The organism is Streptomyces globosus, from assembly GCF_003325375.1.
Taxonomy (GTDB): domain Bacteria; phylum Actinomycetota; class Actinomycetes; order Streptomycetales; family Streptomycetaceae; genus Streptomyces; species Streptomyces globosus_A.
The window spans coordinates 2,710,686-2,733,383 of the sequence record NZ_CP030862.1; the positions used below are offsets into that span (position 1 = coordinate 2,710,686).

General features: G+C 69.5%; 17 protein-coding genes and 2 pseudogenes. 11 read left to right on the top strand and 8 right to left on the bottom strand.

All coding sequences use genetic code 11. The features are described 5' to 3' along the window. Nucleotides 1–173: 173 nt before the first annotated feature. Both C0216_RS12195 and C0216_RS12200 read right to left on the bottom strand, forming a co-directional pair. A complete protein-coding gene (locus tag C0216_RS12195; protein ID WP_114055292.1) occupies nt 174–1,208 on the bottom strand; it encodes a pyridoxal-phosphate dependent enzyme in 1,035 nt (344 codons plus the stop codon). A 16-nt stretch (nt 1,209–1,224) separates the two neighbouring features. Further along, entirely contained in the window at nt 1,225–1,995 is a 771-nt protein-coding gene (locus tag C0216_RS12200) for a methyltransferase (RefSeq protein WP_114055293.1), read from the bottom strand. Between the two features lie 1,111 nt (nt 1,996–3,106). Between C0216_RS12200 and C0216_RS12205 the strand changes: the two genes are divergently transcribed. Genes C0216_RS12205 through C0216_RS12215 form a run of 3 tightly spaced genes read left to right on the top strand, consistent with a single transcriptional unit; the run spans nt 3,107 to nt 6,046 of the window. After that, nucleotides 3,107–4,246: a FecCD family ABC transporter permease gene (locus C0216_RS12205; RefSeq protein WP_114055294.1), complete on the top strand. Its 1,140-nt coding sequence runs from the start codon at nt 3,107–3,109 to the stop codon at nt 4,244–4,246. A gap of 1 nt (nt 4,247) precedes the next feature. Then, nucleotides 4,248–5,021: an ABC transporter ATP-binding protein gene (locus C0216_RS12210; RefSeq protein ID WP_114055295.1), complete on the top strand. Its 774-nt coding sequence runs from the start codon at nt 4,248–4,250 to the stop codon at nt 5,019–5,021. A gap of 14 nt (nt 5,022–5,035) precedes the next feature. Continuing rightward, complete coding sequence (locus C0216_RS12215; protein WP_114055296.1) at nt 5,036–6,046, top strand: ABC transporter substrate-binding protein; 1,011 nt, start codon at nt 5,036–5,038, stop codon at nt 6,044–6,046. A gap of 564 nt (nt 6,047–6,610) precedes the next feature. Here C0216_RS12215 and rpsN read toward each other — a convergent pair. Then, a complete protein-coding gene (rpsN, locus tag C0216_RS12220; protein WP_114055297.1) occupies nt 6,611–6,916 on the bottom strand; it encodes a 30S ribosomal protein S14 in 306 nt (101 codons plus the stop codon). After that, the gene (gene rpmB / locus C0216_RS12225; RefSeq protein ID WP_114055298.1) at nt 6,916–7,152 is read right to left on the bottom strand and encodes a 50S ribosomal protein L28; all 237 of its coding nucleotides are present in this window, start codon (nt 7,150–7,152) and stop codon (nt 6,916–6,918) included. The genes rpsN and rpmB overlap by 1 nt, the downstream gene beginning before the upstream one ends. Nucleotides 7,153–7,220: 68 nt before the next feature. Here rpmB and rpmG point away from each other — a divergent pair, with 68 nt between their 5' ends. The 4 genes from rpmG to rpsR all read left to right on the top strand — a co-directional run bounded on the left by rpmG (nt 7,221) and on the right by rpsR (nt 9,143). After that, a complete protein-coding gene (rpmG, locus tag C0216_RS12230) occupies nt 7,221–7,385 on the top strand; it encodes a 50S ribosomal protein L33 (protein ID WP_114055299.1) in 165 nt (54 codons plus the stop codon). A gap of 52 nt (nt 7,386–7,437) precedes the next feature. Further along, nucleotides 7,438–7,683: a type B 50S ribosomal protein L31 gene (locus C0216_RS12235; RefSeq protein ID WP_114055300.1), complete on the top strand. Its 246-nt coding sequence runs from the start codon at nt 7,438–7,440 to the stop codon at nt 7,681–7,683. After that, nucleotides 7,683–8,834 (top strand): CobW family GTP-binding protein, encoded by a 1,152-nt coding sequence (locus tag C0216_RS12240; RefSeq protein WP_114055301.1) that lies wholly within the window; start codon nt 7,683–7,685, stop codon nt 8,832–8,834. Before C0216_RS12235 ends, C0216_RS12240 begins: the two co-directional genes overlap by 1 nt. A 72-nt stretch (nt 8,835–8,906) precedes the next feature. Beyond that, on the top strand, nt 8,907–9,143 hold the full coding sequence (gene rpsR / locus C0216_RS12245; protein WP_114055302.1) for a 30S ribosomal protein S18: 237 nt from the start codon (nt 8,907–8,909) through the stop codon (nt 9,141–9,143). Nucleotides 9,144–9,268: 125 nt separating this feature from the next. Here rpsR and C0216_RS12250 read toward each other — a convergent pair whose 3' ends face one another. Continuing rightward, nucleotides 9,269–11,896 carry an AMP-binding protein gene (locus C0216_RS12250; RefSeq protein WP_114055303.1) on the bottom strand — a complete coding sequence of 876 codons (2,628 nt, stop codon included), beginning with the start codon at nt 11,894–11,896 and terminating at the stop codon, nt 9,269–9,271. A 215-nt stretch (nt 11,897–12,111) separates the two neighbouring features. Between C0216_RS12250 and C0216_RS12255 the strand changes: the two genes are divergently transcribed. Genes C0216_RS12255 through C0216_RS12265 form a run of 3 tightly spaced genes read left to right on the top strand, consistent with a single transcriptional unit; the run spans nt 12,112 to nt 15,757 of the window. Beyond that, entirely contained in the window at nt 12,112–13,131 is a 1,020-nt protein-coding gene (locus C0216_RS12255; protein ID WP_114055304.1) for an iron ABC transporter substrate-binding protein, read from the top strand. Between the two features lie 5 nt (nt 13,132–13,136). Continuing rightward, nucleotides 13,137–14,726 (top strand): ABC transporter permease, encoded by a 1,590-nt coding sequence (locus C0216_RS12260; RefSeq protein ID WP_114055305.1) that lies wholly within the window; start codon nt 13,137–13,139, stop codon nt 14,724–14,726. Continuing rightward, complete coding sequence (locus C0216_RS12265; RefSeq protein ID WP_114055306.1) at nt 14,723–15,757, top strand: ABC transporter ATP-binding protein; 1,035 nt, start codon at nt 14,723–14,725, stop codon at nt 15,755–15,757. Before C0216_RS12260 ends, C0216_RS12265 begins: the two co-directional genes overlap by 4 nt. Before the next feature lie 46 nt (nt 15,758–15,803). On the opposite strand, the gene C0216_RS12270 is transcribed toward C0216_RS12265, so the two are convergent. The 3 genes and pseudogenes from C0216_RS12270 to C0216_RS12280 all read right to left on the bottom strand — a co-directional run bounded on the left by C0216_RS12270 (nt 15,804) and on the right by C0216_RS12280 (nt 20,877). After that, nucleotides 15,804–16,262, bottom strand: coding sequence for a hypothetical protein (locus C0216_RS12270; RefSeq protein ID WP_162793179.1), 459 nt, complete (start codon nt 16,260–16,262; stop codon nt 15,804–15,806). A 979-nt stretch (nt 16,263–17,241) separates the two neighbouring features. Then, a pseudogene (locus C0216_RS12275) lies at nt 17,242–17,649 on the bottom strand (NUDIX hydrolase). A 102-nt stretch (nt 17,650–17,751) separates the two neighbouring features. Further along, a complete protein-coding gene (locus C0216_RS12280) occupies nt 17,752–20,877 on the bottom strand; it encodes a hypothetical protein (protein ID WP_114055308.1) in 3,126 nt (1,041 codons plus the stop codon). A gap of 286 nt (nt 20,878–21,163) precedes the next feature. Between C0216_RS12280 and C0216_RS35320 the strand changes: the two are divergent. After that, nucleotides 21,164–22,322: pseudogene (locus tag C0216_RS35320) on the top strand (IS3 family transposase). Nucleotides 22,323–22,698 lie beyond the last annotated feature (376 nt).

The window sequence follows — 22,698 nt, forward strand, 5'->3', positions numbered from 1 at the left end:
AGGCCCTGTCGTCAAACTCCCGTCTGCCCCACGGCGTCTGGCACGCACTCTCGCCGCACCGGGCGAAAACCGACGTACGTCCAGTACGACGGCTTCCGCCCGGCACGCCGAGAGCACGCACCAGACGCCGCAGGGCCGCCCTTCGGGCGACGACGCGAGTTTGACGACAGGGCCTAGGCCGACTCGGCCGTGAGGACGGGCGCGCCACGCAGCAGCCCGCTGTCGGCCGGGGGCCAGTCCATGGCGGACCACGGGTGCTTGAGTTCCCCCTGTACCGCCACCTCGTGGGGCCGCATGGCGCCGAGCCCCCGCGCTTCCGCGTGGTTGGCGTAGGCGCTGTCGACGTAGCGGTGCCCCGTGTCGGCGGCGAGGAAGACGTACGTACGATCAGCGTCCCGCTCTCGCTCCCAGAGCGTCGCCAGATACGCGGCGCCCGCGGAGAGACCGGCGAAGATGCCGCTGGCCCGGAGGAGTTCGACGGCGCCGGACATGGCGTAGTCGAAGTTGACCCAGTGGACGCGGTCGTACAGGTCGTGTCGGACGTTCTGGAAGGGGATGGAGCTGCCGATTCCGGCGATGATCATGTCGGGGTCCGAGACGTGCTCGGCGCCGAAGGTGACGCTGCCGAAGGGCTGGACGCCGACGAGGGTGACGTCGCGGCCGGCCTCGCGCAGGCAGGTGGCGATGGCGCCGGTGGACGCGCCGGTGCCGACGCCGCCGACGAGCGACAGGGGGCCCTCCGGAACTTCCTTGCGGACGAGGTCGGCGATGTCGCGGTAGCCGAGGTAGTGGATGGCGTCGTGGTACTGCCGCATCCAGTGGTAGTGCGGATTCTCCTGGAGCAGTTCTCTGATCCGCTGGACGCGGAGGTTCTGGTCGAGGCGGAGGTTCTTTGAGGGGCGGACCTGTTCGAGGGTGGCGCCGAGGATCTCCAGCTGGACGCGGAGCGTGCGGTCGACGGTGGTGGAGCCGACGATGTGGCAGTTGAGGCCGTACCGGTGGCAGGCCAGGGCGAGGGCGTGGGCGTAGATGCCGCTGGAGCTGTCCACGAGGGTGTCACCGGGTTTGACCTGTCCGGTCTCCAACAGGTGGCGCACCGCGCCCAGGGCCGAGTACAGCTTCATGGTCTCGAAGCGCAGGCAGATCGCGCCCGGCGGGACGGTGACGACGTCCGGTTCCTTGACAGCCTCGGCTATGTGCTCGTGCATGTCCTTGTCCTCCCGGTCAGGCGGCGGCGTGGCGGATGAGCTTGAACAGGTACGCCTGGCAGTCGTCGCCCTCCCAGGTCTGGCGGTGCAGCACCGCGGGGCGGAATCCCGCGTCGATGCCGTGTCCGACGATCCGCTTCAGCTCGGCGGTGTTGGACACGATCAGGTAGATCTCGCCGTCCGGGGCGAGCAGGTCGCGGGTGGCGATCTGGTCGAAGAAGCGCAGGACGATCTCGGCGCCCACGCACACGTTCCGGACCACGGTCGGGTCGTCGCTCGTCCGCGCGCTGACGGCGGGCGGGTTGAAGGTGATCACGTCCAGCCGCGCGGAGTCCGGGAACTCCTCGAAGAGGTTGGACACCAGCGGCCGGAAGACGGTGTCGGTCCGGTCCCCGACGATGCGCCCGTAGTGGGCGGCGGCGGTGGCCACGCTGTCCGGATGGACGTCGACCGCGTAGACCTCGCGCGCCCCGAGGGTGCCGGCGATCACGGCCTCGACGCCGAGACCGACGCCCATCGCCGCGTAGGCGCGGCCCTTGACCGGGATCGTGCCGTCCAGGAGGCGGTCGTGGACGATGCGGCTGGTGTCGCCCGGCTTGAAGACCCCCGGCGGCAGGGTGAAGGTCCAGCCGTTGTACGCGTACGCCCGCTCGGTGTGGATGTCGGACTTGGAGCCGCTGTTGATGGCCAGGATCTCGTCCCGGGACAGGGTGTCGGGCAGGGAGTCCAGCAGCGCGCGCACGTCGTCCTGGGACGCGGCGGTGCCGCCGGTGGTCCGGTCGGTCATGGCTCCTCCATGGGTCGGATGGGAAGGGAATTCGGGGGCTGAGAACGCGGTGCGGTCGGAGTGGCCAGGCCGTTCGCGGCCGACGGCGTACCGCTCTCGCTCGTACCCGGCGCCGTCCGGGACCGTCGTACGCCATGGCAGCGAGCGGTGCGGAGCCCCCGGCGAGCCGATCGCACCGGCACGCGTTCGGCTGGACCGGCAAGGCTGCGTGTCGTGCGGGACGCCGCGGTCGCGGCTGCGGGTTGTGCGGGGGCGGAGAAACCTTTCGCTGTGCCCGAACCGACCGCGGGGGAGGCTGGTTCGGACCACTCTGGCGGCGCGGCATCAGCGAGAGGGCCGACGGCTCGCCGGCATCGGCCGACGGCGCCTGATGCCGACAGCCCCGGTGCGGGCGGGTGGGGCTCGGCGGCTGCGAAGGGCGGACATGCTGCTCCCGGGAGATCACGAGGTGGCCCCGCACCACGCCGCTGGACGGAGCGGAACGGTGCGGGGCCCGAGCAGCATGAAGCATTATGAAAATGATTGTCAACATCAGCTGATGGCCCCTCATGGAGTGTGGGTGTCCGCGCCCGGTCGCCATGCGCGCGCGGCGGCTTCGGTGCAGTAGGGCTAGTAGTGATTATCGTTTTCATATACGCTCCCGCTGTCATTCCGCTGTCAGCCGGGACCGGAGCCCGTACGGAACCGCACGACGTGGCCGCCAGATCGGCAGGAGGCGAGGAGGATCCCGACCGACTTCTCCAAGTCCGAGTGGGGCCGCGGACACCGTCGTGTGTGCGTTCCGTGTTCCGTCGCGCTCCGACGCCTCGGCCGGAACGGAGCGACTGCTGGGACCGGTACGGCCCGGCGGTCGGATGACCGCGGCGGTCTGGGCCCGGGACGCGCTCGTTCCGCTGACGTGCGGTCCTCAAGGTCTTCGCCGAGAACACCCGCCGTCTGCGCCGCATCGCGCTCGACGCCATCGGACGGCTCCCCGAGGACGACAAGCCCCTCCGCCCGCGCACTCGACGGCATGACCCCGCCGATCGACCTGCCTTGAGTGGGCCACCCCCACAGGCGGCTGCCACCCGCCCCATCAGCACGTTCCGTTCGATCCGGAAGGCCGAGTCCTATGTCACCGCCAGCAATCACCGCGCCATCGGCGGGCAGCGCCGCCGATACGCCGGCCGGCGAGGCGCCCCCCGAACCCGCGAGGGGGGTGAGGGGCCGGCTCGCCTCCCGCAAGGGCCTGGCGCTTGCCTGCGCCGTCCTGTTCGCCCTTCTCCTCGTCTCGATCGTGGTGGCCATCGGTCTGGGCGCCGCCGTCATCACGCCGGGTGAGACCGCCCGTTACCTGTGGGCGGCCGTGAGCGGCGGCCGCATCGCCGCGGACGAGGTGACCACGTACCAGATCATCTGGGAGATCCGTACGCCGCGGGTGCTGCTCGCGGCGCTCGTGGGGGCCGGGCTGAGTGCCATCGGCGTGGCCATCCAGGCCATGGTGCGCAACGCGCTCGCCGACCCCTTCGTGCTGGGCGTCTCCTCGGGAGCCTCCGCCGGGGCCGTTGCCGTCACCGTCACCGGAGGACTGGCGGCGCTGGGCATCTACGCGGTGTCGGCCGGTGCCTTCATCGGGGCCCTGGTCGCGTCCCTCCTCGTCTACGCGGCCTCCTCCAGCCGGGGCTCGCTCTCGCCGCTGCGTCTCGTCCTGACGGGCGTCGCCATGTCATTGGGCCTTCAAGCGGTGATGAGCCTGCTGATCTACTTCGCGCCGGACAGCGAGGCGACCAGCATGGTCCTGTACTGGACCATGGGCAGCTTCGGCGCCGCGAACTGGGGTGCGCTCCCGGTCGTCTCGGTGGTCGTCCTTCTCGGCCTGGTCGCGCTGTACCGGTACGGCCGGGCGCTGGACGTCCTGGCCCTCGGAGACGAGACGGCCGCCAGCCTGGGCGTCAGCCCCGACCGGCACCGCAAGGCCCTGCTCGTCCTGGTCTCGCTCGTGACCGGAGTGATGGTCGCCGTCAGCGGCGCCATCGCCTTCGTCGGACTGGTCATGCCCCACGTGGTGCGCATGGTCGTCGGCGCCACCCACGCGCGCGTGCTGGCCGTCGCACCCCTGGCCGGAGCGATCTTCATGGTCTGGGTCGACCTGGTGTCCCGGACGCTGGTCGCGCCGCGCGAACTGCCCCTGGGCGTCATCACTGCCCTCGTGGGGGTGCCGGTCTTCGTCACGCTGATGCGGCGCAAGGGCTACCTGTTCGGAGGCCGCTGAGATGGACCTCAGACTCGACGGGCTCTCCGTCGTCACCGACGGCCGCAGCCTGGTGCGCGACCTGTCCCTGAACGTGGCGAGCGGCCGGGTCGTGGGCCTGGTCGGGCCCAACGGAAGCGGCAAGTCCACCGCCCTCCGGTGCGTGTACCGCGCGCTCCGACCCAGCTCCGGCACCGTCTGGGTGGGCGAGGAGGACCTCTCCCGCCTGACGGTGCGCCGCTCCGCGCAGGTCATCGCGGCCATGACCCAGGACGGCGCTGTCGATCTCGACTTCACGGTCGAAGAGGTCATCGCCCTCGGGCGGACTCCGCACCTTCAGGGCAACCAGGCGCTCAGCCCCCGGGAACGGGAGCTGTGCGAACGCGCGATGGACCGGCTCGACATCCGCCACCTCGCCCGGCGCGGAGTCCTGACGCTCTCGGGCGGGGAGCGCCAGCGTGTCCTGCTGGCCCGGGCGCTCGTCCAGGAGCCGGAGATCCTGGTGCTGGACGAGCCGACCAACCACCTCGACGTACGCCACCAGGTCGAACTGCTCTCGCTCCTGCGCGGCTCGGGACTCACCGTCCTGGTCGTGCTGCACGACCTCAACCTCGCCGCGGCCGCCTGCGACCGCATCGGGGTCCTCCGCGAGGGCCGCCTCGTCACCGCCGGCACGCCCGGGGACGTGCTCACCCCCGAGCTCGTCCACGAGGTCTTCGGCGTCAAGGCCAGCATCGTCTCCCACCCGCTGACGGGTGATCCCCAGCTGTTGTACTCGCTCAACCCCTCCCCGTGAAAGGCACCACAAGCATGTCCATGACCCGATCTCCCCGCTCGGTGCGGCAGCGCGCCGTCCTGGGCTCCGCGCTCGCGGCCGCGCTGCTGCTCAGCGGCTGCGGCGCCGAAGTGGAGACAGACGCCAAGGCGCCCGAGACGGTCACCGTCAACAGGTGCGGTGAACCGGTCGAATACACCGTCCCCAAGCGCGCCGTGGCGTACGAAGGCGGAAGCGCCGACAAGCTGTTCAGCCTCGGCCTGGTCGACCACGTGCACGGCTACGTGATGCCGCCGGCGAACCCGCCGGTAACGGAGTCTCCGTGGGCGAGCGACTACGCCAAGGTGAAGATGCTCAGCGACGACCTCCTCAACAAGGAGATCGTGGTCGAGGCCAAGTCCGACTTCGTCCTGGCCGGCTGGAAGTCGGGCTTCAAGGACGAGCGGGGCATCACCCCGGAGATCCTGGACAAGCTCGGCATCCAGAGCTTCATGCACAGCGAGAGCTGCTTCAACTACCCCAATTACCCCGAAAAGCACACGCCGTTCGAGGCGCTCTACACGGACCTCGAACGACTGGGCAAGATCTTCCGAGTCGAGAAGAAAGCGGAAGAGGTCATCGGCGGACTGAAGAAGCGGGTGGAGGCCGTCAAGGCGAAGGCGCCCAAGGGCGATCCGGTCCCGGTCTTCCTCTACGACTCGGGCACCGACCAGCCCTTCACCGCGGGCAACCAGGTCCCGCCCGACGACATCATCAAGACCGCCGGCGGCAGGAACGTCTTCGACGGCCTCGACCAGCGGTGGACCCAGGTGAACTGGGAGGCCGTCGCCAAGTCCGAGCCGGAGGTCATCATGATCCTCGACTACGGGGACCTGCCCGCCGAGAAGAAGATCGACTTCCTGAAGAACTCCCCGCACACGAAGGGGCTGCCCGCCGTCAAGAAGAACAACTTCTTCATCCTCGACTACAACGAGGGCATCAGCGGGCCGCGCAACATGGACGGTCTGGAGAAGTTCGCGAAGTACCTGGGTGAGCTGAAGAGCTGACCGAGTTGCGGTGCGCCTGGGCCGTGTCCGATCCGCACGGCCCCGGTTCTCCGAGCGGCAGGGCTGCGGCCCCGCAACCCGGCGACCGCCCACCGCGCCGGACACGCGCCCCCCGGCGCGTGAGCGCGTTGCCGCGGTGGGCGACGTACAGGCGTGCCCCCGGAGCGGCCGGGGGCACGCGCTGGTTTCCGCTTGTCAGAAGAGCGAGTACAGCAGCTTGTCGGGAGATCCGCTGCCGGCGCTGTCCATGACCGCGCTGGTGGCGTTGGCGGTGAGGGCGCCGCCGGCCTGGGCCGGGCCGGTCTCGGGGTCGGCGGCGAGTGATGGACGTGGGTGAGGCCGGCGTCGTGCGCGGCGGCGAGATCGCGCGCGGGGCTGTCGGCGGACGCCGCCGGCCTCTCAGGCGTCCGCGTGCGGCCTCTGCGGCCCCCTCGCGGGCCCGCAGGGTGCCGCACGCGGACGGAGCGACCCTGAAGGGTCATGGCATTCGTTCCCGATTGCCGGGCAGCGGTTCGTGTGCGCGAGGGCTGCCCGCTCGGGTCGAACGGCCGGTGGAGCGGGCTGCTACCAGGAGGACTTGGTCACTCCCGGCAGGAAGCCGGCGTGCGCCTGCTGTCGCACCCGTACGCGTGAGAGGCCGAACTTGCGCAGGTGGCCGCGAGGCCGGCCGTCGACGCTGTCGCGGTTGCGTACGCGGGTGGCACTGGCGTTGCGGGGCTGTCGGCGCAGCTCCGCCTGGGCGGCCTCACGCTCGGCCGTGGTGGAGGAGGGGCGGCGGATGATCTCCTTGAGTTCCGCCCGCCGGGCGGCGTACCGCTCGACGGTCTCCTTGCGCTTCTCGTTCTGCGCGATCTTGCTCTTCTTTGCCATCAGACCTTTCCTCCCCGCGCGCGGATCCGGGCCACGGCGGCCTCGATGCCGATCGTGTCCACCGTTTTGACCGCCCTGGCGCTCAGGGTGAGGCGGACGTGCCTCCCCTCGCTGGGCAGCCAGTAGCGCTTGCGCTGGATGTTCGGGTCGAAGCGGCGCGAGGTGCGCCGGTGGGAGTGGGAGATGTTGTTGCCGAAACCCGGCTTGGCGCCGGTCAGTTGGCAGTGGGCCGACATGGGTGCAGCCGCCTTTCTCGCAGGGTGCGAGTGTTGGTAATGGAAATCATTGCCATATAGTACCTGTCATGGCACGCAACGAGATCCGCCCGGTCATCAAGCTCCGCTCCACGGCGGGCACCGGGTTCACCTACGTCACCCGCAAGAACCGCCGGAACAACCCGGACCGCCTCACCCTGCGCAAGTACGACCCGGTCGTCGGCCGGCACGTCGACTTTCGCGAAGAGCGCTGACCCTGCCCGCCCACGGCCCCACCTGCCCCTACGCCGCCTGAAAGGCCCTGCCATGAAGCCCGGAATCCACCCCGCCTACGAGCCCGTCGTCTTCCGCGACTCCGCCTCCGGCACTGCTTTCCTCACCCGCTCCACGATGACCAGCGACAAGACGATCGAGTGGGAGGACGGCCGCACCTACCCGGTCGTCGACGTGGAGATCTCCTCCGCGAGCCACCCCTTCTACACCGGCACCGCCCGCGTCCTCGACACGGCCGGCCGCGTCGAGAAGTTCCAGCGCCGCTACGGGGCCCGCTGATGGGCCGGGAACCCGGACTGCCCGTCGTCATCGTCGCCGGCCTGCACGCCGAGGCACGGGCCGAGGTCGTCGACCGCCTCCTGAACGCCGTCCCCGGGAGCGTGGCGTTGCACCACGACCTGGCGGGCGCCTCCGACGGCACCGTGCTCCGGCTGATCCGCGATGCCGCCGGTACGGTCTCCCGCGGTGAGACACCGCTGGTGAACGACTGCGCGTGCTGTGCCCTGCGCGAGGACCTCGTCCCTGAACTCGAGCGACTGGCTGACGGCGGCCTGACCCGCCTCGCCGTCGTCGAGCTGTGGGACTCCGTCGAACCGAAGGCCATGGCCGAGGTGATCGCCGGGCATGGCGGAGACCGCCTGACCCTCACGAACGTGATCACCGCCGTCGATCCCGCACTCGTCCTGCCCTGCCTCGTCAACGGCGACGACCTGTCGGAAGCCGGCCTCGCGGCCGCCGCCACCGACCAGAGGACCGTCGGGGACACCTGGGCCCGCCAGCTGGAGTACGCGCCCGTCCTCGCCGTCGTCGACAACGGCGAGGCCGACGACGAGGACCGCGCCCTCCTCGCGCAGCTCCACCCCACCGCCCGGCGCGTGCCGGCCGACTCCGGCGAACTCGCCGAGGCCGCCCTCGCCGGCTTCGACGTCGAGGCCGCGGCCGCCGCCCAGCACCCCGCGTGCGCGCTGCTGCCCCAGGAGGCCGACGAGGCCGGAGTCACCACCTTCGTCTGGCGCCGCCACCGGCCCTTCCACCCGGAACGGCTCTACCAGGCGCTCGAGGACCTGTGCTGCGCCGCCGCCCGCAGCCGCGGCCGGTTCTGGCTCGCCGACCGGCCCGACACCCTGCTCGCCTGGGACGCGGCCGGCGGAGCGCTCTGTGTGGAGAACGCGGGCCCGTGGCTGGCGTCCCTGCCCGACGCGGCCTGGGAGATGGTCCCGCCCATGCGCCGGGCGGCCGCCGCGCTCGACTGGCACCCCGACCACGGCGACTGCTGCCAGCACCTCGTCTTCACCTCGCCCGGCCTTGACCGCGACGGCCTGGGGCGCCTCCTCGACTCCTGCCTCCTGACGGATGCCGAGTACGCCTCGGGGCGGGAGGCGTGGAAGCACCTGCCCGCCGCGTTCGACGCCCTCCTCGACGCAGCCTGACACCCACCCGAACACGCCCCGTCCACGGCCGCTGCTGCCGGGACGGAAACCTTCCTGCAAGGAGACGCCGCCATGGCCCGACGAACCGACCCCCGCAAGCCCGTCAAGTCCCGCCCCAACCCGCTCGACGCGGCCGGGATCACGTACATCGACTACAAGGACACCGACCTGCTGCGGAAGTTCATCTCCGACCGCGGCAAGATCCGCAGCCGGCGCGTCACCCGCGTGACCGCCCAGCAGCAGCGTGCCCTCGCCGCCGCCATCAAGAACGCCCGCGAGATGGCCCTCCTGCCGTACGCCGGCCGCTGACCGGCGTACGAGAGGTCCGGTGGAAGGACCGCCCGCCCCGGGGGGCGATCAACGTGATCGCCCTTCCACAGAAGTGGCGCACGGCCCCTCCCCCGCCTGCTGCCCCCGCTGCGCCGGTCATGGCGTCACGTCGACCTCGACCAAGGCCGAGCACGGACCACACCCGGAGCTCGGAGTCCCGGTCGGGTGCGTGTGCGCAGCGCACCCGGCGAGAGCAGCGAGGGCAGTCGGCGCATCACACGGGTCGCTGCGATGCCGTAGGCGATGCCGAAGACCAGGGAGGCGAGAAAGGCCACGTGCCTGGAGAACCCGTCGATCAACGGGAAGATCTGCCAGTGGGTCAGGTAGATGTACAGGGAATGGGTGGCCAGGAGGCCGGCGACCTGGTTGACGCGTTCGCGGCTGGGGAGGGACGGTACCCAGACGAGCAGGGCGAACGTGCTCATGATGATCGCTTCTCGCCCGGGGTCGCCGGGGAAGAAACCGGGCACCGTGGCCAGGGCGGCGGCCGTGACCACGATCCTCTGGTTTCTGGACCCGGCTTTCGCCGCAGCCCAGCCGAGCGCGAACAGCCAGAAGACGGTGACCGCGTCGGGCATGTGGGTGCGGTCGGGGAGCCCGAGCAGGTCGTAGCGGGTCAGCAGCCCGAGAGCGGCGAGCGCCAGGGGCAGGCCGTAGGGGAATCGGCGTTCTGCCCGGTCCGCCAGGGGGAGCGCCAGGAGGGCCACGGCGACGACGAGGATGTAGACCAGTGCCTCGACGAACCAGAAGTGCATGCCCGTTTTGCTGTCCTCGGGCCCCAGCACGCTGTCGAGGAGGGCGAGGTTGGCCAGGGTGTAGTCGTTGTTGAGGAGGAGTACGAAGCCGATCCAGATCATGGTCGGCACCGCGACCCGCGCGATGCTGAGGCAGGCGCGCCGGACGCGTTCGCCGCGTTCGGCGGTGGTGAGGTGGAAGCGGGCGAAGTTGTAGCCCGCGATGGCGAGCAGCAGGTGTGCTCCGCCCTTGATGCCGAAGACGTGGATGTGCGATCCGACGATGCAGAAGATCGCCACGGCGCGCAGGGCGACGCTGGTGTCGAGTGTCCGCCTGCGTGCGGGGATCTCTCCCTCCGGCGGCCTGAGTTCCCGGATCGGAGTGGTGTGCCAGTCGGTCGGCAGGTGGCCGAGCCGCTCTTCGAGGTGGAGAGACATCTCGACGTACGAGAGGGAGTCGCCGCCCAGGCTGACGAAGGTGCTGTCCTGCGTCACATCGGCCCGGTCGAGTATGCGTGCGTAGAGCCGGCACAGGTCTTCCGGGCCGCTGCCCGGGCCCTGTGCAGACGGGCCGGGGTCGGCCGGGTGGGCCAGTTCCCGTACGGCGCGGTAGTCGGGCTTGCCCGTCGGCAGGCGGGGAAGGTCCGCCAGGACGTGGACCCGGACCGCCCGGGCCGGGAGGCCGCACTCGCTCGTCACCAGGTTCCGTATCCGCCGCGCGTCGGAGGCGTGGGCACCCGCAGCACCGGCACCGACGGCGGCCACGGCCAGCGCGGTGTCGTCGCCGGTGCACAGCGCGGTGACCCCGTGCCGTGCGAGCATCGCCTCGACCTGGGCGGGGTCGATGCGCAGGCCGAGGATCTTCACGAACCGGCTGCGTCGGCCGACGATCTCGTACATGCCTTCGGGGGTGCGCCGCGCGATGTCGCCGGTGTGCAGCTCCTGCGTGGTCCGGCCCAGAGCGAGGTCGTCGGGGGTACGGGCGTAGCCGAGCATGACGTTCGGCCCTGTGTAGACGAGCTCTCCGGTGTCCTCTTCGGGCCAGTCGGGCAGCGGTTCGAGGCGGAAGGAGCCACCGGGAATCGGGACTCCGGCCGCCCCGGGGTGGGTTTCCGCGAGGTCGGGCGGCAGGTAGGCCATGCGGGCCGTCGCCTCGGTCTGCCCGTACATCGCGAACAGCTCCCAGCCGGCGGCGCGGCCGAGAGCCGCGTAGTGCCGGACCCGGTCGGGTGCGAGCCTGCCGCCGGCCTGGGTGACGTAGCGCAGGTGGGGCAGGTCCATCGAGGCGAAGCCGACCCGGTCGAGCAGGTCGAAGGTGTACGGGACCCCTGCGAAGGTCGTCCCGCGGGCGCTGCGGAACAGTTCCCAGAAACAGCTGTCGGCGACCGAGAGATCGGTGAGGATCAGTGCGGCGCCGCGCAGCAGATGGCTGTGGATGACGGACAAGCCGTAGCAGTAGTGCATCGGCAGAGTTGTCGCCGCGCGGTCGGTGTCCCGGATTCCCAGGTACTCGGCTATGGATTCCGCGTTGGCCTGAAGATTTCCGTGCGACAGCCGCACGAGTTTCGGTGAACCCGTCGATCCGGAAGTGCTCAGCAGCAGAGCGAGATCCGGGTGCAGGTCATGCGCCGAGACGGGGCGCCGCTCGTCGAGTGCCCACTGTCCGCCGTCCGGGTGTGCCACGACGTCCGGGTCGTAGGCGTCGATGAGTGACTGCACGGCTTCCGGGTGGTCGCCCGGCACCAGCAGGACCGGATGCCCCGCCGAGAGTGCCGCCAGGTGGACGACGAGCGCCTCGACGGTGTTGGCGCCGACCACCAGGACCAGGCGGCGCGCAGGACCCAGGCGATCGGCTGTCGCCTCCACCCGGGCGGCGAGCTCGCGGTAGGTCACCGGGCCGTCGGCGGTGATCACCGCGGTGCGGTCGTGATGGGCCGCGAGAGCGCGGGCGAACGGAACGGTCTTGGCGCCGGGGAGCAGGGCGGGAGGGGCTGTCACGAGCGCATCTTAGGAAAGCCTTACCTCATGGGGTAGTCACAGGAAAGTCACGGCCGGGGCGTGGAAGATCCATAAGGAATTCCCAGGTAGGGTCGGCTCCGCCGAACCCCCGCCGAGGCCGAAACGTTGCGTGCGTCACTCTTGACCTTTAGGTTAGCTTTACCTTACTTATAGGACGTTCATAGATTCTCACTGCACGTGCAGGAAGGCTTCCCATGCGACGCCCCTCGGTTCGACGTCTGACCGCGCTTCTCGCGGCAGCGCTTCTCCTCCCCGCCGTCGCCGGCTGCGGCGTCGACGAGGACGACGCCGGGCTCGTGATCTACTCCGGCCGCAACGAGAAGCTGGTCAAACCGCTCCTCGACGACCTCGAGAAGGCCGTCGGCACCACGGTCGCCGTCCGCTACGGCGAGAGCGCCGAACTCGCCGCCCAGATCCAGGAGGAGGGCGACAAGACCAAGGCGGGCCTGTTCTTCTCCCAGGACGCCGGCGCCCTCGGCGCCCTCTCCGCCAAGGGCCTGCTGGAGAAGCTGCCGCAGGCATCGCTCGACAAGGTCGACCCGGCCTTCCGCGGCAGCGCGGGCGACTGGGTGGGCACCTCCGGGCGCGTCCGCGTCCTCGCGTACAACCCCGGCCAGGTGTCCAAGGTTCCTGACACCGTGCACGACCTGGTCAAGCCGGAGTGGAAGGGCAAGATCGGCTACGCCCCGACCAACGCGTCCTTCCAGGCCTTCGTCACCGGCATGCGCGTCCTGGAGGGAGACGACGCAACCCGCGCCTGGCTCAAGGGACTGAAGGCCAACGAGCCGAAGGTCTACGAGAACAACCTCAAGGTCCTCGACGCTGTCGGCAAGGGCGAGGTCTCACTCGGCCTCGTCAACCACTACTACTGGTACGAGCAGGTCGCCGAGAAGGGCGAGAGCAAGGTCAAGGCGAAGATCCACTTCCTGCCGGGCGGTGACCCGGGCGCCCTCGTCAACGCGGCCGGAGTCGGCATCCTCAAGGGCAGCGACCAGGCCCCGGTGGCGCAGAAGGCCGCCGACTTCCTGCTCTCGGAGAAGGCGCAGAAGTACTTCGCCGAGGAGACCAAGGAATACCCGCTGGCCGCCGGCGTCACCAGCACCGTCAAGGACCTGCCTCCGCTGGCCTCCCTCGACGCCCCCAAGATCGACCTGGGCAAGCTGGAATCGCTGCAGGAGACCCTGAAGATGCTTCAGGAAGCCGGGATGGTCTGACCCGCATGCACTCCACGGATCCCGTCGCAGCGGCGGATCCCGCAGTGCGCCCGGCAGGCGCCACCGCGCCGGCCGGGCGGCTGCGTGCCGGGCGCCGCCCGCCCGCCGCCCTGCTCCTTCCCGCGGCCCTCGCCGCGGTGTTCGCGCTGCTGCCGCTCGGCTACCTCGCCGTCCGCTCCCTGGAGCGCGGTCCCGCCTTCGCCTGGGACGCCATCGCCGACGAGCGCACCGCCCAACTGCTCGGCCGCAGTCTCGGACTGGCCGCCGTCGTCGTGTCGGCCTCCCTGGTGCTGGGCGTGTCCCTGGCCTGGCTCACCGCACGGACCGACCTGCCCGGCGCCCGGACCTGGGCGGTCCTGGTGACGCTGCCCCTGGCCGTGCCGAGCTACGTCGCCGCCTTCACCTGGCTGTCGGTCTTCCCCGGCCTCGCGGGCTTCGGCGGCTCCGCCCTCGCGCTGACACTGGTGAGCTTCCCGTACGTCTACCTGCCCGTCACCGCCGTACTGCGCGGGGCCGATCCGGCACTGGAGGAGGTCTCCCGCTCGCTCGGCCACGGGCCGCTGCGGACCTTCCTGCGCGTCACGCTGCCGCAGGTGCGTCCCGCCGCGGCCGGGGGATCCGTACTGGTCGCGCTCTACGTGTTCTCCGACTTCGGCGCCGTCTCCCTGATGCGCTACGACACCTTCACCCGCGGCATCTACACCTCCTACCGGGCCAGCTTCGACCGCACCCCGGCCGCCGCCCTCAGCGTCGTCCTCGTGGTGATGACGATCCTGCTCGTGGCTGCCGAGGCCCGTACACGAGGCCGCGCGGGACAGGCCAGGACCGGGACCGGCACGGCACGCCCCGCCGCCCCCGCGCCGCTCGGCCGGTGGCGGATGCCGGCCCTGACCTGGTGCACGGCGGTCGCAGCCGTCGCCGTCCTCATGCCGCTGGCCACCCTCGGGTACTGGCTCGCCGTCGGCAATTCCGCCACGTGGGACCCTGCCGCGCTCCTCGACACCGCCGGCACGACCCTCGGCGTCGCCGCCGCGGGAGCCGTGCTCACGACCCTCCTCGCCCTGCCCGTCGGGGTGATCGCCGCGCGGCACCGGGGCCGGACGGCGCACCTGCTGGAGCAGTCCGCCTACGCCGGACACGCCCTCCCCGGCATCACCGTCGCCCTGTCCCTGGTCTTCTTCGCGGTCCGCTACGCCGACCCGCTCTACCAGGAACTCCCGCTGCTGGTCTGCGCGTACGCCGTGCTCTTCCTGCCCGTCTCGGTGGCAGCGACCCGGGCCGCCGTACTGCAGTCCCCGCCGGTGCTGGAGGACGTCGCACGCTCGCTCGGCCGCAGCCCCCTGCGCGTGCTGCGCGAGATCACCGTGCCGCTCGCCGCACCCGGGGTCGCCGCCGGCGCCGCCCTGACCTTCGTCGTGTGCATGAAGGAACTCCCCGCGACCCTCCTGCTGCGGCCGACCGGAATGGACACCCTGGCCACCCGGCTCTGGACCGAGACCGGCACCGGATCCTTCGCCGCCGCGGCCCCCTACGCCGCGGCGCTGATCCTGCTGGCGGCCATCCCCTCCTACCTCCTCGGACGGCACCGCACATGACCGACGTACAGATCACAGGAGTATCGAAGTCCTACGGCCCGGACGCTCCTGTCCTGCGCGGACTCGACCTCACCGTCCCCGCCGGCACCCTGGCCGCCCTCCTCGGCCCCTCCGGCTGCGGCAAGACCACCCTGCTCCGCATCGTCGCCGGCTTCCTGCGCGCCGACGCGGGTACCGTCACCGTCGGCGGACGCACCCTGTCCGGCCCCGGTGTCCACCTTCCCCCCGAGCGCCGCCGCATCGGCATCGTCCCCCAGGAGGGCGCGCTCTTCCCGCACTTGAGCGTCGCCCGCAACGTCGCCTTCGGGCTGACCGGCCACGACCGCGCCGCACGCCGAGGCCGCACCGAGGAGATGCTCGAACTCGTCGGCCTCGGCGGCCACGGCGACCGCATGCCGCATGAACTGTCCGGCGGCCAGCAGCAGCGCATAGCGCTCGCCCGGGCCCTGGCGCCGGAACCCGCACTGGTCCTGCTGGACGAACCGTTCAACGCCCTCGACAGCGCTCTGCGCGCCGGTGTCCGGGCAGATGTCCGAGCCGCCCTGCGCGCCACCGGAGCCACCGCCCTGCTGGTCACCCACGACCAGCAGGAAGCCCTCTCCACCGCTGACCTGGTCGCGGTCGTCCGCGAAGGCCGCGTGGCCCAGTGCGACACACCGCAGGAGGTCTACCGCCGGCCGGCCGACCCCTGGGTGGCCCGATTCGTCGGCGATGCCGTACTCATCCCCGGCACCACTGACCACGGCACCGCGACGACGGTGCTCGGCCGCCTTCCCCTCGCATCGCCCCCCGCGGGCCGGAGTGAGGGCACCGTCCTGCTGCGGCCCGAGCAGCTCCAGCTCACCGGAACCGCGACAGCTGCCCAGGGAACCGTGACCGACGTGACCTTCTACGGCCACGACGCCATGGTCACCATCTCCGTCGACGGCCTGGAGAGCCCGGTCGACATCCGGGTCGCCGGTCCCGTCGCCGTACGGCCGGGTCAGCGCACCGGCATCCTCGTCAAGGGCGAGGCCACACTGCATCCATGAACCGGAGGGGCTCCGTCGCCGGGGCGCACGCGGGTGGTCAGTGTGATCAAGGGCGCCCCTGTGCGCCCTCGGCCGGAAGCAGCGCTGCCCAGTGCGTGGGTCGGCATGGGCCGGGGAGCACGTCCTCCTCATGCGCGGAAGCCTCCGGCCTCGGCTCCCGGACATGTCGCCAGCGGGTGAGATCCACGAGGTACCGGCAGTGCGGATCGTCCGCGCCGTCGGGTGTCCGCCACTCCTTGCCGAGCAGTGAGGGAAGTGCGGAGAGGAGGGCGGTCAGTGCACCGCCCGGCCGGACACCGGCGGCGATCACGCCGGCTGCCTCGTCGCTGTCCATGTAGGGGCGCAGAAGACCTCCTTCCCGGAACAGGAATCCGCGCAGCCGTGCCGGGGGCTGTTCCTCGGACGGACGGGCCAGGCATCGCAGGAGGGCGGCAGCCCAGTCGTCCTTGGTGAAGGGTGCTTCCACCACCTGGGCCGGGTCGACGAGGCAGAGGTCCATTCCCATGACGGAGGCGACCCTGTCGGAGGCGTGTACGGAATGGTGCCCGCTTGCGCCTCGTGACCGGGGGTGTCGGCGGTGGTGCGCGCGCCGAAAGCCCTCACGTGGGCGCCTGGCGATGCGTCGGAAATGTCGGCCATCGGTCAGCATGAGTCCTGAAAGGGCTGGGGGAAGCTGACCGAAGACGCGAATCGTTGTAGGCTCCGGGGACCGCCCTTGACCTGCGGAAAGCGGGCAGGGAGCAGACATTTCGGGAGTTTTCTCATGCTTCGCACCATGTTCAAGTCCTACATCTGACATCTGGACGTTTTCGCAGGTCAGCGGCGTGGTGGCGGGGCTCTGGTCAGCAAATGGTCAGCATCAGCCCCTTGGGTTGTTCACGGGGCACGCCAGTCGGCAGTCGCGCATGTTGCTGGCGCAGGGCCGTGCCGGTGCGTCGTGACCACGGCCTTTGCCGCGTGGAACCCGACGTCGTTGGGGCCGCGCCCGGCCGTCCTCGCCGGTGACATGGGTGCAGTCATCCACCCGACAACGAGGGCAGCAACAGCCCCTGTCTCCTTCGTTCAGGCGAAGCGATCGCTATTTCGGCAGCGTTTCGACCTCAGAGTTTCTAGCGTCGGCAGCAGTGTTTCGCTGGGCGAGAGGACTCGAACGTGACCGACCCTGCCGCAGGTGTGCGCCCACCCGCTGTAGCGCGCCGGCTTCCCGGCCGGGCAAAGCGGCGCATGGACGTCCTGCGCGAGTATGAGGAATTCAATTCTGATCGCCGCAGGGGGATTCCTGCGGTCCTGTGGCCGTTCCTCGCGCCGGACCCGGACCGGTACTACCGATGGCGGGTCCACCTGGATTGCGCTTGCATCAAGGAGCTGCTGACACCGGACGACCGCACCCCGCCGAGCGAGAGGCAGTGGCGTGGCCTTGGGGACCGTGAAGCTTTGCCGCAGGGACAGGTGTACTGCCGGCACGACGATTCCGTCGATGCCCCCTATCGCGACATCATTGAGTGGGGAGAACGGCGAGAGGTCAGCTTTCCCGGATATACCGTGGGATTCTCTGCATGGGCGACCCACGCCAGCTTGGCGAGCTGTCGGTGTCCGCCACGTGCGCATTACCGCCGACCGCCTCGCAGGCGGTATACGACATCCGTCGGCCGGTGGCCGGGTGGATCCGCTCGCCGAGCTGCTTCACCGCCTTCACGGTAAGCCCCGTCTCCTCCTGGGCCTGCCGTACGGCGGCGTCCTCGAGGGCCTCGTTGGGCTCGATTTCGCCGGCCGGGAACCTGTCAGGTGAGCTGGCCCTCGCTTACCCCTCGCCTGACCATGAGACCGCGGCCTTCGTGCACCACGATGGCCGCGGCGCTGCCCGGTCGCTCCTCAGCGCTCTGCTGTGTCACCTCTGCTTCTCCAGGACGGCCAGTATGGGCCGGAGATCGTATCGCCGCCCTGAAGTGTGTACGACGTCCGCGAGTGAGGGTGCCTGCCCGAAGCGGGGCAGCTCAGGGGGTGGGGTTCGATGGCTGGGCGGTCAGTAGGGAGCGGAACTGCTGGTAGCCGCGGGCGGCTGCACGGTTGATGATGCCTCGGGAAAGCTCGGCGTGCGCGGGAGTTCGCAGGCCAGCGCGCAGTAGGGTGCTGATGTCGGCTTCTCGTAGGCTGGGAAGCCAGGGGTCCATGGACGGTGAGGCGAGGCATTGCTGTAGGAGGTTCAGTACCTGTCCGGTGTGATCTGCGACGATGCTCGTGAGGTAGCGGAAGACGTGTGGGTTCTTGCCGAAGGACCCAGTGGTCTGGAGGAGCTCCTGGAGTTGATCAAGGCACCAGGTGGCCGGGAATCGTCCGCTACCCACCAACGCTCCGGGGACGTCCAGTAGCTCGCGGCGTTCTGGTGATTCGGGGCCGCCTGGGGCTCCAGCGAGAATCTTTCTCCGCCATTCCCACCAGAGGCGGACACGTTCGATGACGGCAGCGGGGATGTCTGGACCAGCCCGGAGGCCGGAGGTGATGCTCCAGGCGAGCCGGTTGAGAGCTTCACCGCTGGAGTTGGCGTAATAGTCGCGGATGATGCTGTCCTCGCCCTCCAGTTCAATGAGGCCGCCCCAATAGCGCACAAGGATGTCTGAGCCGAGTTTGATGCGGAGGTGTTCTTGTTGATCAGTGCCGTCTTCGGTGCGGGTGCAGGCCGCAGTACGGTACGCACTGAGGAGGAGTTCGACGGCGGGCTGGTAGTACGGTGAAGCCCCCAGGTATGCCTCCCATGCGAGACGTGCAAGCGGCTCGTTTCCTGTCAGGAGATGGGCGTGGCGATTGGCCCAGTCACGGTCGAGGTCGGTCAGTTGCGCGAACCGCTCGCCGACGACGGTGACAATCAGGCCCGCGATGGGCGAGCCAGCGAGTGACTCGGGTTCGGTCAGCTCATCCAGAACGCCGAACAGGCGACCGAAGTCGGCGTCATGAGTGCGGCGCCATCGTGCCCAAGCCACCATGGTGCGCAGCGCCTGGGCGCGAGGGTCACTCCAGTGATCGGTGTCGCTGGCGGCAGGCAGGTCGGCTGTGCGGAGCATGACGGTGAGGGTTCGCCAGATGGCCTCGGCCAGGTCAGGTACCGGCTGTGCCGTGGGGCGGACGAGCATCTCGTACAAGAGCTGGGCGCTCTCGCGGAGGATGTCGTGGGTTCGCGGACTGGCAGACCGCTCGGTGGCAGTGGCGGCCAACTGGACAAGGGCTTCGCTGTCGAGGTCATCGCCGCGGCGGATGGCTTCGGTGAAGCCGCCGAGGGCGGCAACAAGATATGCATCGTCCAGGTCGGCGAAGAGTGCGGATCGTGAGCTGTGGGCGCGTGCCTGCTGGTTGATAGCGGCCCGCAGCTGGACCGTGAAGTCCCCTTCGGACTGTCCAGTGAACCTGTCGGCCGATGGGGTGAAGGCGCGGACGCGGGCGACGAGTTCGGTGGTGTTGAGAGCTGCCAGTTCGTCGGTGCTGACCGAACTTGGCGGGGTCCAGAAGAATGGCTCCTCGATGTCGTCGAGCGAGGCCGCCGGACCGTACTCCGTTTCGAGGCGCTGGAGATCGTTCTGCAAATCGCTTGGCAGGATTGGCCGGATCGCGGCGTAGCGCTCCCGGTGCCATGTCTCTGTGAGATGCCTCAGCCTTGTGTCGCTGATCTCTTGGTCGGCGTATCGGCGGTGGCTTTCCTTCCATTTGTCCGTGTCAGGCCCCTCCCGGACGACCTGCACCAGAACATTGCGTTGTTCGGGTTCGAGGTGTTCGCAGCGGGCCCGGGCCAGGCGCAGCCACTCAAGTGCGAGGTCGTTGTCTCTTGCCAACTGTCGGTCGGACAGCGCCTGGTAGACCAGTGCCGGCGTGAGGTCGCCGTGATGCTCTAGCACGTGAAGACGTAGACGCCGGAAGATCAGCCACGGGTGGGCGCCGAGCACGGCGAGAACGGTGTGAAGGTCTGCTCGACCCGAGGTGAGGAGATGGCGAGCGGCGTCTCGGACTGCTGCTGTCAGGCGGGCCTCTCGCAGCTGGTAGGGGTGTGGGCGATCCTGCTCGAGAGTCGGGCAATACGTCCGGGACATGTCCAGACCCGACCGGCGTGCCGCTTCTTCAGGAGTCCCGCTCGCCCGATCTAGGAGGTCGGCAAGCATCTCCAGCCACGGCAGCCCCAGGGACTCGGTGAGGCGGGGCGCGTAGTGACCCAGGATCTGGTCGTACTCCCACTCATCAAGCCGACCGCCGCTTTGTGCCTCGTCGATCAGGGCAGCCATCAAGTCGAGTGCGGGTGCCTGATCGACGTTCTTGGCGCAGTGGGCGACGAGGGCCGCGTATCGAACTGGGTTGATCAGTTCGCGACTGCCGCGCGCTGCCGTTGCGGCCCTCGAAGCGAGCTTTGCGGCCTTGGCGGGCGGCATGCGTAGAGCTGCCTCCACCAGGTCAAGGTTGACGAACGGGTTGTCCGTCTCCGGGCTCTCTCTGGCGATAGCGAGCACCTGTGCGGGGTCGGCTTCCGCAACACGGGCGAGGTATGCCGATGCCGGCCAGCGAGGGTAGGAGACCTGGTTCCCCTCCTCGTCTACCGTCACAGGTGGGAGATCCGCGAAGAACCCCTCCTTGCGCAGCGGCCCGAGCCATGCCGGTGTGGTGAGCTGAGAAAAGAACCTTTCCCAGGTGATCTGGTTTTGAGGGAAGTCCGAACGTAGGCGCCTTGCATCCGCGTTGGAGGGCTCCGGTGTGGCGGCCAGGGCCTCCAGGCGTTCCACGGCCGCCAAGTAGTGGGCCTCGAAGGCGTCGAGGACGGCGTCGAGCATGCCTTCCAGGCCGTCGACTCGCTCAAGGATGTCTGCGTCCACCGTCTGCGGATGTTCGAGGTTCCTCCTGTGCGCGCGTCCATGCAGTGTGCCGACTGCGTTGAGCCATGCCTTCCCTGCCCGCGATGTCTCCTCGATACGCAAGGCGGCCAGGATGGCCTTGACCCCGTCTCTGTGGCCGGTGCCGGTGCCCTGTTCCCGGGGGGTACGGGCCTCATCAGGAAGAAGAACGGCCCGGACTGAACTCTCCAGTTCCCTGAGCACGTGGAAGATCAGCATGGATCGGCTGTTCAGCTGGAAGTCGTGGTCGACCAAGCGGCACACGTCCTCGAACAGGGCTGCTGGGCCCGGACCGAGATGCCGCAGTCGTTGAAGAATCCGCTCCCGACGAATGGAGCTGCTGTTATCCGCTGCGGGAAGGAAGGTTGGAGGCTCTTTCACTTGGCCATCATGCCTGCGCTTGTCGTTTGGTGGGGGCTAACGGAGTCGACCGGGGTGCTGAGGGATTGTGGCGGGGAGTGGCAAGCCTGAGGAGTCTGCCGCACGATCGGGTGAGATCCGATCTGGCAGGCTCTGTAGGGCATGTGGGAAGGGTGTCGCTGTGCCCGAGCCTTATCCGGAAGAGTTCCACCGGGGCGTCGTGCGGGTCCGCGCGGAACCGCGGCCCGGGTGTGATGGTCGGGCAGGTCGCCGCCGATTTCGGGGTCCACCCGACGACGTTGTGGCAATGGATGCGCCGGCGGACATCGATGACGGGGCCAGGGCCGGGACCACCAGCCAGGAGACTACGGAACTGCGCGAGGCGCGTCGGCGGATCAGGTTGCTGGAGCAGGAGAGCGAGGTCCTGCGCTGGGCCGCGGCCTATCTGTCGCAGGCTCATCGGCCGGGAAAAGGATCTACCCGCTTGTGAAGGAGCTGGCCGCGGACGGAACGCCCGTCTCGGTGACGTGCCGGGTGCTGAAGCTCGCCAGGCAGCCGTACTACCGCTGGCTCGAGAAGCCGGTGCCCGACACCGTACTGGAACAGGCCTATCGCGCGGACGCGCTGTTCAGCGCCCACCGTGAGGACCCGGAGTTCGGTTACCGGTTCCTGGCCGACGAAGCACGAGGCAGCGGGGCGGTGATGGCGGACCGGACCGCGTGGCGGATTTGCCGGGACAACCGCTGGTGGAGCGTGTTCGGGAAGAAGCGCGGCCGGGGCAAGAAGGCCGGCCCGTGCACGACGATCTCGTGAGCCGCAACTTCACCGCGAGTGGCCCGAACCGGCTGTGGCTCGCCGACATCACCGAGCATGCCACCGGCGACGGCAAGCTGTACCTCTGCGCGATCAAGGACGTGTTCAGCAACAGGATCGTGGGCTACTCCATCGGCGCACGGATGAAGTCCCGCCTGGCCGTGACCGCTCTGGACAATGCCGTGGCCCGGCGTGAAAACGTCGACGGATGCATCCTGCACAGCGATCGCGGCTCGCAATTTCGGCCCCGGAAGTTCGTCCAGGCACTCGAACGCCACCGGATGGCCGGATCGATAGGGAGAGTGGGGGCAGCCGTCGACAACGCGGCCATGGAGTCCTTTTCAGCCTGCTGCAGAAGAACGTCCTCGACCGCCGCAGCTGGACCACCCGCGAGGAACTGCGGATCGCGATCGTGACGTGGATCGAGCGGACCTACCACCGACGCCGTCGACAAGCCGCACTCGGCCGACTGCCCCCCTGTCGAGTACGAGACCGTCATGACCACACCGGCCCTCCGGGCCGCGTGACTGAACCTGTCACCCGAACCTGCACCAGACCCTTCCTACCAGGACCTCTCCAGGACCAACAGGTGGGTCGGTGAAACGGAACCCGTCCCATGGGCGTGAGGTCGAGCAAGACTTCAAAAGGCGATGGCCCTCTTTCCGGGTTTGGAGACGATGCGGTCGTACGAGGCGCTGGGTGATGTCGTTGCGGCTGATGTCCCGCGAAGTCGAGCCTCGTGCGCTCCCGCGTCCTCCAGCGACGACGGCTGCGTCAGAGTCCCGATGCGGTAACCGGAGGCCTACTGCAGCCTCCGGCCACGCCGACCTTGGGACACCGGGGTGAAGCCGTGAACTTGAAGGTGCCCGTGTGGGAGATAGAGGCGGATCAGCACTTCGCCGG